10 protein-coding genes are annotated in these 13,049 nt (G+C 63.4%); 4 read left to right on the forward strand and 6 right to left on the reverse strand.

The features are described from left to right. The 4 genes from Q1K49_RS11405 to Q1K49_RS11420 form a co-directional block, all read right to left on the reverse strand. Nucleotides 1-1,240: sodium-dependent transporter (locus tag Q1K49_RS11405; protein ID WP_300526086.1), on the reverse strand; the 1,240-nt coding region annotated here is incomplete at its 3' end. Nucleotides 1,241-1,316: 76 nt separating this feature from the next. Next, nucleotides 1,317-2,651, reverse strand: a complete 1,335-nt coding sequence (locus tag Q1K49_RS11410; protein ID WP_300526088.1) for a Glu/Leu/Phe/Val dehydrogenase family protein — start codon at nt 2,649-2,651, stop codon at nt 1,317-1,319. A gap of 748 nt (nt 2,652-3,399) precedes the next feature. Continuing rightward, complete coding sequence (locus tag Q1K49_RS11415; protein ID WP_300526090.1) at nt 3,400-4,788, reverse strand: ATP-binding protein; 1,389 nt, start codon at nt 4,786-4,788, stop codon at nt 3,400-3,402. Beyond that, nucleotides 4,785-5,528: a response regulator transcription factor gene (locus Q1K49_RS11420; protein WP_300526092.1), complete on the reverse strand. Its 744-nt coding sequence runs from the start codon at nt 5,526-5,528 to the stop codon at nt 4,785-4,787. The genes Q1K49_RS11415 and Q1K49_RS11420 overlap by 4 nt, the downstream gene beginning before the upstream one ends. A gap of 295 nt (nt 5,529-5,823) precedes the next feature. Between Q1K49_RS11420 and Q1K49_RS11425 the strand changes: the two genes are divergently transcribed. Next, entirely contained in the window at nt 5,824-6,315 is a 492-nt protein-coding gene (locus Q1K49_RS11425; RefSeq protein WP_300526093.1) for a hypothetical protein, read from the forward strand. Between the two features lie 205 nt (nt 6,316-6,520). Further along, nucleotides 6,521-8,593: a flagellar filament capping protein FliD gene (gene fliD, locus Q1K49_RS11430; RefSeq protein WP_300526095.1), complete on the forward strand. Its 2,073-nt coding sequence runs from the start codon at nt 6,521-6,523 to the stop codon at nt 8,591-8,593. A gap of 30 nt (nt 8,594-8,623) precedes the next feature. On the opposite strand, the gene Q1K49_RS11435 is transcribed toward fliD, so the two are convergent. Together Q1K49_RS11435 and Q1K49_RS11440 are read right to left on the reverse strand one after the other, a co-directional pair. Beyond that, entirely contained in the window at nt 8,624-10,048 is a 1,425-nt protein-coding gene (locus Q1K49_RS11435) for an ATP-binding protein (RefSeq protein WP_300526096.1), read from the reverse strand. Further along, entirely contained in the window at nt 10,045-10,749 is a 705-nt protein-coding gene (locus Q1K49_RS11440; protein ID WP_300526098.1) for a response regulator transcription factor, read from the reverse strand. Before Q1K49_RS11440 ends, Q1K49_RS11435 begins: the two co-directional genes overlap by 4 nt. Before the next feature lie 359 nt (nt 10,750-11,108). Here Q1K49_RS11440 and Q1K49_RS11445 point away from each other — a divergent pair, with 359 nt between their 5' ends. Further along, entirely contained in the window at nt 11,109-12,434 is a 1,326-nt protein-coding gene (locus Q1K49_RS11445; RefSeq protein WP_300526100.1) for a TolC family protein, read from the forward strand. Nucleotides 12,435-12,524: 90 nt separating this feature from the next. Then, nucleotides 12,525-13,049, forward strand: a 525-nt coding sequence (locus Q1K49_RS11450) for a biotin/lipoyl-binding protein (RefSeq protein WP_300526101.1), incomplete at its 3' end; no start/stop codon positions are given.

The following is a 13,049-nucleotide window of genomic DNA, read 5'->3' on the forward strand; positions in this document are numbered from 1 at the left end:
CCAGGATGGTGATGTAGGTGCGCAGCCCCGGGGAGAGGACGTTCGCCTCGGCGAAAAAGCGGGGAAGCCCCCAGGACCACCCCACGAAAAGGGAGAGGAGGAGTCCCCCGAGAATGAGCAGATTGTTCAGGAGCGTGTCCGCCGCCTCGAAGAAGGGCATGGACCAGGCCGCCACGGAACCGATGGCGAACATGACCGCCCCCACCAGGTACACCGCTTTCCGCCGGGACATGCCGAACTCCTCCATGTAGGCCGCCACCACCGCCTCTGCGCCTCCGAGCCAGGAGGAGAGCGCCGCCAGATAGAAGAGCACGTAGAAGAGAACGCCGAAGAGCGTGCCGTAGGGCATCTTGTTGAAGACGTTCGGCATGGTGACGAAGGTCAGCCCGGGCCCGCCCGCGGGCTCAAGGCCGAAGGAGAAGACCGCGGGGAAGATGACCAGGCCCGCGAGAAATCCCGCCAGCGTGAGCGCCGCACCGATGTGGATCCCCTGCCGGACCAGGCTTTTTTCCTCCTGCCGGAGGTAGCTTCCGAAGACGATTCCCGCCGCCATGGCGACGCCGATGGCGAAGAAGGCCTGGCCGATGCAGTCGTAAAACGCCTGGGCGGTGAAATTGGCGAAATCCGGTTTCAGGTAGTAGGCCAGCCCCGCTCCGGCTCCGGAAAGCGTGACGGAGCGGAGGATCAGCAGGAGCAGCAGGACGAAGAGGGCGGGCATGCAGAAGGCATTCGCCCGTTCGAGCCCCTTGTTCAATCCCCTGGTGATGATGAGGACCACGAGGACCACCGTGACGGCCATCCAGGCGATTACCTCCGGCGTGTTGCCGATGAAGGCGCCGAAGTACTCGCCGATCTCGGCGGGGGCCATGTTCCGGAAGGTGCCCGCGCCGGTCTTGAAGATGTACGCCGTGACCCATCCCGCAACGGGCATGGTGTATCCCAGCAAAAGCTGCATGGCGAAGACGTTCATGTACCCGTTCAGCGTCCATCCCTTCCCCTTGCCCAGAATGCGGTAGGCGCCGACGGGGTTTCTCTGGGAGGCGCTTCCCAGGCTCAGTTCCAGAATGAAGAGCGGAATGGCGAGGAGAAAGATCACCGCCACGTAGAAGAGAAGAAAAACGCCGCCGCCGTACTTCCCCACGAGATAGGGAAAGCGCCACAGGCTGCCGATGCCGATGGCGAACCCAATGGCGGAAAGAAAAAATCCGAGTTTCGAGGAAAACCGTTCCCGCTCTGCCATGCTCATCTCTCCTTTACCCTCTCCGGAAATCGCTCCATGCCGCCGCACGCCGCCTCGGGAATGCGGCCTCTCGCTCTCACTCGCCGTAGACCTCGCGCTCCACCGAGCGGTAGGCGTGCTCCGTGGGAGTGACGCCCTCGCGGCGTGCGCCGTTCAGGTTCTCCCAGGTCTGTTCCGTGCAGAGCTTTCCCACGTTCTCCATGAGCCGCTCCCGGCTCGACCTCTCCTGGTGGACATATTCCTCGTATCCCGCCATCACTCCCGCGATGTTGTGCACCCACTCCACCTGATAGAGAATGCCCCGCTCCGCGATCCGGGCCGCCAGGGCGTATTCCTCTTCCTGGCTGGACGCCTTGAGGACGTTGTTTGCGGGACCCATGATCATTCGGAACTTCAACTCCGGAATGGTGTGCTCGCCAAGGATCCCTCCCACCGCGGCGGGGGCGAAGATGTCCGCCTCGACCCCCAGGATGGCCTCGGGCTCCACCACCCGGACGGCCCCCTCGGGAGACGCGGCGACGAGTTTCCGCACCGCCTCCGGGTCCCGGTCGCAGACGACGAGTCTGGCGCCGTCGGCGAGAAAATCCTCCGCCAGAGGAAATCCCACGGCACCGAGTCCCTGCACGGCGACGGTCTTGTCCTTCAGGCTCTCGGAGCCCCAGAGGAAACGGGCTCCCTGCTTCACCGCCATGTGGGCACCGTGCGCCGTGGGCGTGCCTGTGGGCCCCAGCGGCCCCTTCGGCCCGCCGGTGATGTGGAGGGAGAAATGCGCCTTCATCACGTCCGCGAGCTCCGGAGGAAAGCGCATGTCCGGCCCGGTGGTGTTTCGCGTCCGGTCGTTGGCATAGGCGAGGAACCCAACCTGATCCAGATTCTCCAGATCCACGGGCTCCATCTGCACCGTCACCTTGCATCCCCCCATGGGAAGACGGGCGGCGACGTTCTTGAACGTCATTCCCCGTCCGAGGTTCATGCCGTCGATGAAGACGTCGATCTCGTCCTCTCCGGGCTCGTGGCGCCGGATTCCTCCCATGAACAGGCTGGAATGGAGATTGTTCACGCCGCGTTTGTCGCTGTGAATGTGGTTGACGAAGCGGATGTCCATCTCCTCGTGGTAGTAGCAGTCGAGAAGAATGTGCCGTCCCTTGCGCATGAGTTCCATGATCTGCCGGAGGTGTTCCTCCAGGCCGTGCTTTGCGAAGAGCGCCCGGGTCTCCCCGGAATTCCGGTATACCCCCTCGGTGGGACAGAGCGTGAGGAGCGTGAAGGAGCGGTTGTACTCCCGAAAGGGCGTGTCTCTGTCCCATTCCCGGGCGGAAAAGAGCGAAAAGTGGTCCTTCCTCCAGTCATAGGCAATCTTGAGATGGGTCAACCCCTCTCGGCGCAGCACTTCGAAAACGCTTTTCCTCATCAAACTCCCTCCTCGACGTGGTCGGATTCGCTCCTTGCGGAACTCCGGTGCAGCAGAATCATCCTCGCTTCAACCATTCCGGCGGCACCACCCGGAAAAAGCGGAAAACACCGCCGCTCTCCGCGCCGCACCGCCGAGGGCGGCCGGCGACAAAGGAAGCATGAAGAGAGGATTGCTCCGCCATTCCGCGAAAGAATGTGCTGTCGATGGTATTTTTCACTAAATCGATTGTCAAGCGGCGATGCATGGCGCTTTTGGTTTATCCAAAGGAAGAAGGGAACACGATCTCTGCGCACCGCCGAAGCGGAGCGAGAACCGCAGGAGCCCGACACCGGAGCATGCCGCCGGAGCATGTCGTCGCATGAGGAAAGGTGATCTTCCTGTTGCCGTATCTGAGGGAAGAGAACAGGGTCTCGATGACGATGCCTCTATTCATGGAAGCCGTGTTGCCGCACCTGAGAAAGGAACAGGGTCTCGATGGCGATGCCCATGCCCATGGAGACCGTGTGGTCGTCTCCATGGACAGACAGGGACCGGGACAGAGACAAGGGACAAGAAACAAAGACTGGGCGCCGAAGAGGACAAGCAAAAGGCACCGGCGGGCAAAACGAAGCGGGGCGTGCTTGCGCACGACCCGCTTCGAAAACAATCCGGCAGTCCTCGGTGGAACACGCGGCCCATCCCGCATCGGGTACACCGGGCGGCTCGCCTGCCCCGGAACGGATGCCGAAAAACGGCCCGAAGTGCCTCAGACGCGACGTTCCGCGTCGCGCCGCGTCGCCTTCGGAAAGACGATTTCCACGAGCAAACCGCCACCGGAAGCGAGGGAGGCCCGGATCGAACCTCCGTGCCGCTCCACGGCGCGCTTGGCGATGGCGAGGCCGAGGCCCACGCCGCCGCTCCGCCGGTCCCGGGCGGCATCGCTCCGGTAGAAGGGTTGGAAGATACGCTGCAGCTCCTGTTCCTCCACACCCGGGCCGTGATCCCGGACGGACAGAACGATGCGGGATCCCGTCTCTTTGAGATCGACCTCCACGGCGGTCCCCGGCGCGGTGTGGCGTAGGGCGTTGCGCACCACATTCTCCAGGGCGCTCGCCAGAAGCGCCTCGTCTCCGGAGATGACCGGATCGACGGGCAGCTCTCCCACAAGAACGTGCTTTCCCTCGTTTTCCGCCTCGAAGGAGGCGTCTCCGGCGACGCGTTCCACCAGAAGAGAAAGGTCCACGGGAGCATTCGGTTCGTCGCCGTTCATCTCCTCCGCCCGGAACAGGGCCAGGAGATGGCCGATCATTTCGTTCATGCGCGCCGCCTCCAGCTCGACCCGGTCGAGGAACAGGTTTACCTCGGGGGCCGCGCCGTTCCTGGCGAGGGTGAGCGCCACGTCGAGGCGCTGAAGCGGCGAGCGAAGCTCGTGGGAGATATCCCCCAGAAGACGGCGCTGGGACGTAAGAAGGGCATCGATGTGTTCCGCCATGCCGTTGAAGGCCGATCCGAGACGCGCGATTTCACCGCCCCCCTCCAGAACGATCTCCGGAGCCCGTGCGGCGAAATCTCCTTCGGCGAGGCGGTGGGTGGTGCGCTCGAGTTCCCGGATGGGAACGGTGATGTGCCGGACGAAGACGAAACAGAGGAGCGCTCCCGCAGCCATGGAGAGCAGAAGCATCCGGGACGGGCCGGGAAAGCGGGGCGGTTTTCCGAAGGGATGGAACACCGCAACGAGATGTTTTCTCCCCTCGTCGGATCCCCTGTCCCCAAAGGGAACGGTCACGAAAAAAGAGCCCCGGTCCAGGTGCCGCACTCCCGGGGAGGAGGCCGCCTCAAGCTGGAGCCGCACCTGCTCCGGCAGGGGCGGAAAGAACCCATCCTCCTCGGGGAGATGGAAATCCGCGCTGTTCGCCTCCTCCGCCTCGTCCAGATAGGACGACAGGGCCGCCCGGTCTCCGCTCCGGAGCAGGTGCGCCGCGGTCCGCGCGACCGAGAGGGCCACCCATTCCATGTGCCGCTCGATGTGGGGAGGAATGCCCACGCGCTCTGCCGGGCGGTACAGCAGGGAGGACATCTCGAAGACCACCACGGGGAAAAACACCACCGCCAGCACACCCAGATAGAGCTTCCAGAAAAGAGGAAAGCCTCTCACGACGCATCCACCTTTCCGGAACAACCGTCCTCCCCGGGGAAAGCGTACACGTATCCTTCGCTCCGCACGGTGTGGATCCGCTCTGTTCCGTCACTGTAGGGACCGAGTTTTTTCCGGAGACGGCTCATGTGTACGCCGAGGCTGCGGTCGAAGGGAGAATGGCGCCTTCCGAGCACGTCCCGGGAGAGGCGCTCCAGGGAGACCAGCCTGCCCGCAGAGACGAGAAGGGTCTCCAGAAGGCGGAATTCCGTGCCCGTAAGCGCCACGGGGACACCGCCGACCTTCACGGAGCGCGCGCCGGGACGACATTCGAGATCTCCCACGACGAACAGTTCCTCCTCGCGCCCGCGAAGCGCCCCCGGCACGTCCTCGTTCCGCCGCTCCGTCCGGCGCAGAACGGCCCGGATCCGCGCCGCGAGCTCCCGGGTGTGAAAGGGTTTGGGGATGTAATCATCCGCCCCCAGCTCGAATCCCACGATGCGATCCACGTGATCCGTCCTCGCCGTGAGGAGCAGCACGGGGAGATCCGTCCTGTTCCGGACCTCCCGAAGCACCTCGAACCCGTCGCATCCGGGAAGCATCACATCCAGAACCATCACGTCGTACTTCCCCGAAAGAGCCTCCCGAATGCCCGCGATGCCGTCGTGCACATGCCGGAAGGCGAATCCCTCCCGCTCGAAATAGGCCTCGAGCAGCTCGCAGAGTTCCATGTCGTCGTCCACGACGAGAATGCGCTTCATAGTCCTTCCTCCCTGGATGTCTTTCGGTCCGCCCGGTCCATGCGGCGTTCGCCTCCGAAAGACACACGTTCTCGTTTTCCGTCCGATGCCATTGTAGCAACGGGAAGAAAGGGATTCTGCGCCTTCGCACATCTTTGCAATTCTTTACGCCGACGTTGTTTTTCTTGACGAGGTCGTTCTCCCCTGTTCCCGAGAACGAAGGTAAGCGGAACGTCGCTTCCGGAACAAGGGCGTTTTCTCGTCAACGGCTGTTTCCAGAGGTACGGCACCACAGAATCGTCACACCATGGGGGGAATGTTCATGTATGTGAGCGGCGTCACGGGCAACAGCGACACGTCGTGCATCAGCGAAATGCTTCGCCTGGCGTTACAGAATGCACAGTCTTCGCAGCCGTCCTTCGAAGAGAGCGGAGACGAGCTGACCGTTTCGGGCCCCGGAGAACTTCTGGCCAAACTCAGAAAACTCCAGGAGGAGGACCCGGAGCGCTTCCAGACCGTCGCCAAGGAAATGGCGGAGAAGATGCAGGCCATGGCGGATGAACTGGGCGGCACCGAGGGAGAGATGCTCTCTGCCTTCGCGTCGGATCTGCTCAAGGCAAGCGAGACGGGGGACCTCTCCTCCATGCGCCCCAAACCGCCCCAGGGAAGACCTCAGGGCGGCACCTACGGCGTGGAGAACGGCAAAGTCGTCATGAACGGCGGCACGGAGGACGAGAGCGCCTTCCAGACTTTGAGCGCCCTCTTCGCGGCTCTGTCGGAAGAACTCGACGAGGAACTCGCCTCCTGAGTGAAGTAACGACCCGAAACGCGTCACACCCTGCAATGCCGGAAGGCTTTCCCGGATTGTCCTTCCGGAACGGTGCGTCTTCCGCTGCGTTTTCCGACGGGCCTCCGCGGCCCGGCTGTCTTCGCGAAGGCCCGTCCCGCCTCTTTTTTCCCGCGCCCTTCGGGGAAAGAGGCGGAGTTTTTCGTTTTCCTGAGGAGGAAGGACCATGGCAGATTATTCAACTCCGATGTTTCAATTCACCGGCGTGACCAGCGGTATCGAATGGGGTGACATGATCGACACGATCATGGAAGCGGCCCGTGCACCCATCGAAACATGGGAGGCGGAACAGGACACGCTGGAACTCAAGGTCGGACTCTACGAAGAGTTTTCCGCCGTTATGAAAAGCATGCAATCCACCTTGACAACGCTTAAGCTTGCCTCCACCTTCAAGACAAAGGCAGCGGAGGTCACTTCGCTCTCCTCCGGTCTCGCAGGAAATGCCATTCTCACCGCTACGGCGACCACAGAGGCCTACATCGACCAGTGGGATATCGAGGTACTCCAAAAGGCCATCACGGAACAACGTATCGGAAACAGCCTGTCCAGTTCTTCCACGGCACTGGGGCTCTCCGGAACCTTTTTTGTCCGGTCGGGTTCGCAGCGGGTGGCAATCGAGGTAGCAAGCTCCGACAGCCTTCGGGACATCAACCTCAAACTCTCCCAGGCCGTGGACGATCACGGTAATTCTCTGAACATCACGAGCAAGCTCATCGACAACCGCCTCGTGATCACCAGTGCCTTCAGTGGTCTCGGCAGCAGCACAGGAAGCGACGCAACGGTAACCCGGGGATCCTGGACGGACGGTACCGGCGGTTCGGACTATCTTCCCCTTCCCGGCGAGGGAGGAACATATCCTGTCATCACCCAGATCGCCTCCGGCACGACCACCTACACGGAGGGCACTGACTACACCTACGACCAGGGCACGGGGACCATCACCTGGCTCTCCGGCGGTGCCCATCCCGAGGCGGATTCGGAGTACACCATCACCTTCGACGCCGAATACACCTGGAACACCAACACCTTTTCCCTCGAAGCGGGAACGGGGGACGACATTCTCACCTCCCTGGGGCTCAATGTCGACGACGACGAACACCACATCGCCGCCCAGGACGCGATCCTCATTGTGGACGGCGTCCGGGTCACCCGGAGCAGCAACGAGATCGACGACCTCATCGGAGGCGTCACGCTCAAACTGCAGGGTCCCGGCAAGGTGCTGCTGGACATCACCTCCGACATGGAGCAGGCCGTGACGGCGATCCAGAATTTCGTGGACGCCTACAACGACGCCATGGACTGGATCAACATCCGTCTTTCCGAGGAGTCCGACGAGGACGCGGAGACGGACTTCGACAAGAAATTCGGCCTTCTTCACGGCGATTCCCTGCTTTGGCAAATCAAGGACCAGCTTCGCCGTCTTCTCTCCGACCCTCAGAACATTCTGGGACCCCTGAAACAGCTCTCCCAGATCGGCATCACCACGGAAAGCACCGACTACGGCAAGAGCGGGACGCTGGAGTTCGACGCGTCGGTTTTCATGCAGGCCGCGACACCGGGCTCGCTTTCCTTCCTCGACCAGTGGATGAGCGATGCCCTCGCGGATTCAAAGACGCCTCTCAACGAACTGAAGACGGACTTCACCGGAGGAACGTTTTCCATCTCCGTGGGTGGAAGAACCGCCACCATCTCCGTGAAGGCCACGGATACCCTGGCGGACGTGAACGCCAAGATCGCCGCGGCCCGGGACAGCGCGGGAAACGCCCTGAAGCTCCGCAGTTCCATTGTGGACAACACGCTCTCCCTCTCCAGCACCGCCACGGGAGAGAACCTCAGTTTCACGGATCCCGACGGCGTCCTGCTCGCCCTGGGGATCGACATCGCGAACCCCTACGATGCAACGCACCATGTGCAGGACACCTCCGCCTACGTGGGCGACCTGGTTACGACATTGATGACCAAACTGGATGATTTCTGCAGCAACATGGTGGATTCGTCCCAAGTTTCGGTGGGATCAACCGTGACCATCAAGGGACGCATCGCGAGCCGGATCAACTCTCTCAACACACAGATCACCACCATCGACGAGCGGATTGCCGCCTTCGAGGAGCAGCTTTCCATCAAGGAAAGAGGCCTCAACGACCGGTTCTCCCAGATGGAGACCATTCTCTCCCAGTTCAATCAGCAGGCGGAGTGGCTGGCAAGCACGCTTTCAGCCCTTTCGGGGACGTCGAGCTGATCCGGCCTCCCGAAGGAAATCCGCCATTCGTCATGCAGTCTGCCCGGAGGAGGTCCCGTCCAAACCCTCGGATCCCTCGGGAAAACGCAGCTCCACGCAGAGCCCTCCCCTTGGGACGTTCATCGCCTCGATGCGTCCTCCGTGGAGCTGCACCGCCCTCCGGGCGATGGCGAGCCCGAGCCCGACGCCGCCGCTCTCCCTCCCCCGGGAGGCGTCGAGGCGATAGAAGGGGCGGAAGAGGTTCTCCAGCTCCTCCTCCGGCACGCCCGGACCGTGGTCGCGGATACGCACCAGTCCCCATCTCCCACCGTTTTCCACAAGAGGCAAAACCGCTACCTCGACCTCCGTTTCCGGCGCGGTATGGCGCAGGGCATTGCGCACCACGTTCTCCACGGCGCTCCGCACCAGATCCGCGTTGAGCAACAGCGGCGGAAGCGCACCGACCGCCTCGAAGCGCACCGTGCAGCCGCAGGCGCGGGCCTCGAAGTCCGCGTCCGCCGCCACCTCGCGCACCAGGGCAGCGAGATCCTCCGGGACGGTGTGAACCTTCCCCAGATCCGCCTCCACCCGGGCCAGGGAGAGAAGCCGGCCGATGAGTTCGTTCAGGGTCTCCGCCTCCTTCTCGATGCGGGCGAGTGCTCCCTGCGCTTCCTCGCCCGCCCGCTGCCTGGCGAGGGCGAGGGCCACATTGAGCCGCGCCAGGGGTGAGCGAAGCTCGTGGGAGATATCCCGGAGAAGGCGCTGCTGCGCCTCCAGAAGAGCCTCCACGTGACGCGCCATGTCGTCGAAGCTCCGTCCGAGCTGGCCGATCTCGTCCCCGCGGCTCTTCAGTTCTTTCTCCACCCGGACGGCGAACTCCCCTCTGGCCATGGCCCGCGTCACCTCGTTGAGGCGCCCCACGGGGCGGGCAATATGCCGGGCGAGCCAGAAACAGAACAGCCCGGCGGTGCAGACGAGCCCCGCCAGGTAGACCGGAAGAACCCGGCGGTTCGGCCCGAAGAGCGGTAACAGGGGACGTTTCGGCAGAAGACCTACCAGAACGTAGGGGTTGCCACGGGAGGAGACGATCCGCTGGAAGACCAGGGACAGCCCCTGACGATTCACGAAGGTCTCCCCTCTCTCCAGGGCGGCGAAAGCGCTCTCCCGAATCCGCTCGTCTCCCGGAAAGGGAACGAGAGGGGTTCCGTCCTCGCGAAAGAAGTGCAGACCCAGGGCCGTGTCGCTGCGAACCTTCGCCGTCGCCTCCGCGAGGGCATCGGTCCCCCGCTCCTCGTAGATCTCCAGACAGGTCGCACCGTGGCTCCGCACGGCGTTGGTGAGAATGCTCTCCCGCCCCGAGAGGAGAATGCCCTGGGAGATCATGACCTGGGTGAGGACGACGCTCACCGTCGCCATGAGAAGGAGCACCCCGAGAAACCAGAGGAAGATCTTGAGGAAGAGGCTTCTGCCGCTCACTGGGAACCCCCCTCGGGGGGCAGCGCGTAGAGGTAGCCCTCGCCGCGAAGCGTCTTGATCCGTTCCGAGCCGTCGCCATAGCGGCCGAGCTTTTTCCGGAGGTTGCTCACATGCACGTCGATGCTGCGGTCGAAGGGGGAATAGGGACGTTTCAGCACCGAGAGCACGAGTTTTTCCCGGGGAAGGGGCTGTCCTGCGGCGCGGAGCAGTTCCTCCAGCAGGGAGAATTCCACGGTGGTCAGGTCGAGCGGCGTTCCCGCAAGACGCACCGACCGGCCTCCCTGGTCGAGTTCCAGGTCGCCCACGGCGAGAAGTCCCGGTGCGCTCCTTCCGCTCTCGCCGCGGCGGCGGCGAAGAATCGCCCGGATGCGGGCCACCAGCTCCCGGGGGTTGAAGGGTTTCGGCAGGTAGTCGTCGGCGCCCATTTCGAGCCCGACGATGCGATCCACGTCGTCGCCTCGGGCGGTGAGCATGAGCACCGGAACGTCCGACTCGGAACGGAGCTCCCGCAGTACGTCGAAGCCGTTCCTGCCAGGCAGCATCACGTCGAGCACCACCAGGACGAAACGTCCGGCGAGAAGTTTCTCCCGTACCCTGCGTCCGTCGAAAAGGGCTTCCACGGCGAATCCCTCGGTCTCCAGATATTCCGCCAGCAGGGAACACAATTCCTGATCGTCGTCCACCACGAGAATGCGTTCCATTTTTTCCGCCTCCCGACATTCCGGCCTTTTTTCGACCGGAGTCCGTCTTTCCCCCCACTCTATCCCGACTCGTCCTCCTTGCACAGTCAAGAACTGTTCGGTTGTGCCAAGGGATCTTTACATCTCCTCACAAATCTTCACAGAGAAAAAAGGCACGTTTACCCTCGGCGCGCTAGAATGCTCCCGTCCGGAGGAAAAAATGCGTTTTCTCCACACCCCGCGGAGCGAATGCGCACTCCGGCCCCGAACCCGAACAGAGAAGCGTTCGGCCCGTCTCGTGTACCGTTTCCCTTGACGGGAACAGGGTACGAGCAGGGCGGGACACACGTCCAGGTTTCTTCCTCAGGAGGCGAGAGTTCATGAAAAACCGTTCCCTTCCGCTGCCGTTTCTGTTCTTCCTGTTCCTGTCGGTGTTCCTGCCGGTGCCGCTCCTCTTCCCTGCCCGGACCGACGCCGTTCCGACGGAACGGACGGAGGTGCTCACCCTGCAACAGGCACTGGAGCTTGCCTTCGCGGCCCACCCGGACCTTGCCGGAGGCGCGGCGGCATTGCGAAGCGCCGCCGGATCGGTGGAACAGGAACGGGCGGAAGCAAGACCGTCCCTTTCGGCGAGCGGTTCCCACACCTCTCGGGAACGGGAGGACAGCCAGAGTGCCTCCCTGAAAGTGCAGCAGCTCCTCTCCGACGGAGGGAAAACCGCCGCCGCCGTCCGAGCGGCCCAGCGGAGCGAGGATGCGGCAGCCTCAGACCTGGAGAGCCTTCGGAACACGCTGGCCTACGAGGTGCGCACCGCCTACTACGAACTCGTCCGGGCCAGGCAGGAACTGCAGGTGGCCCTGGAAATGGTGGCCCTCCACGAAAAACATCTGGACAAGGCAAAGGCTCTCCTCGCCGCCGGAGCCTCTCCCAAATCGGACGTCACCGCCGCCGAAGTGGACCTGAGCCGATCCAGGCTCGACCTTGCCACGGCACGGGCCGACGCGGCACGGGCCGCGGCGGCGCTGGAAAACGCCATGGGACTCCGCAGCGACGGTGCAGCGCCGGAGTATGCCGTCGAGGAACCCCCGCTGCCCGATGCACAAACGCTCTCCCTCGAAGAGGCTGTGCAAAAGGCCCTTGCAGCGCACCCGGATCTCCGCGCCAAGGCATTCCGCGTCGCCGAGGCGGAGGAGACGCTGCGGCTCCGCCGCAAGGGGCTGGTTCCGTCCCTTTCCGCCTACGGGGGCTATTCCTGGAGCTCCGGCGGCACCAGCGACAGCGAATGGGAAGCGGGGCTCGCCCTGAGCGTCCCCCTCGCCGACGGGGGACTCACCGCAGCGAACATCACCGTCGCGGAGGCGAAGCTCGACGCGGTGCGCGCCGAGGAGGAACGCCTGCGCCAGACCGTGCTTCTGGAGGTGCGCAAGGCATGGCTCGCCATCGGCGAGGCGGAGGAGAAGCTGGAAACGGCGACAGTGGTGGTGCGCCAGGCGAAGGAGAATCTCGATCTCGCGGAGGGACGCTACCAGGTCGGGGTGGGAAGTTCGCTTGAAGTGAGCGATGCCGCAGCAAGCTACAGCGACGCCCGAAAGTCTCTCGTTCAGGCCCGGTGCGACCGTCTCTCCGCCGAAGCGGCCCTGCTCAAGGTCATCGGGGATCCCGTCGTCGCAGCCATCGGAAGCGCGAGCACAGCCCTTCTCCAATAGCCGACAGGAAAAGAGCCGGGCGGACCCGTCCGACGTGACACATCCGTTCCCTGCGAAAACGAATTCAGGCACATCCGGGAGGTTGCGACCATGAAAAAACTTCTGTTCCTGTTCCTTCTCTGCCTCGTCGGAGGAGGCGTGTATCTCGGCTTCTTCCGGGAACACCCGGAGGAACTCCGTTTCATCACCGTGTCCCTCGCCCGCGGCGACGTGACGACCACCGTCTCCGCCACGGGAACCGTTGAGGCGGTGAACACTGTCACCGTGGGAACCCAGGTGTCCGGCACCATTCAGAAAATCCTGGCGGACTACAACTCCCGCGTCAAGAAGGGTGATGTCATCGCCATCATCGACCCCGTGCTCGTTCAGGCCGAGGTGGCCCAGAAGGAAGCGGCCCTTGGGGCCGCACGAGCGGCGGTCCGGGAGGTCCAGGCCACGCTTGCGGACGCGAAGCGCACCCTTGAGCGGCAGAAAAAATTGTACGCCCTCCAGTACATCGCCGAGAGCGACCTCGACAGCGCCCAAAGCGCCGTGGACGTCGCCGAGGCCAAGCTCGGCTCCGCCCGTGCTCAGGTGGAACAGGCACAGGCATCCCTGAAGTACGCGAAGGCCAAC

The organism is Aminiphilus sp., assembly GCF_029975095.1.
GTDB lineage: Bacteria > Synergistota > Synergistia > Synergistales > Aminiphilaceae > Aminiphilus.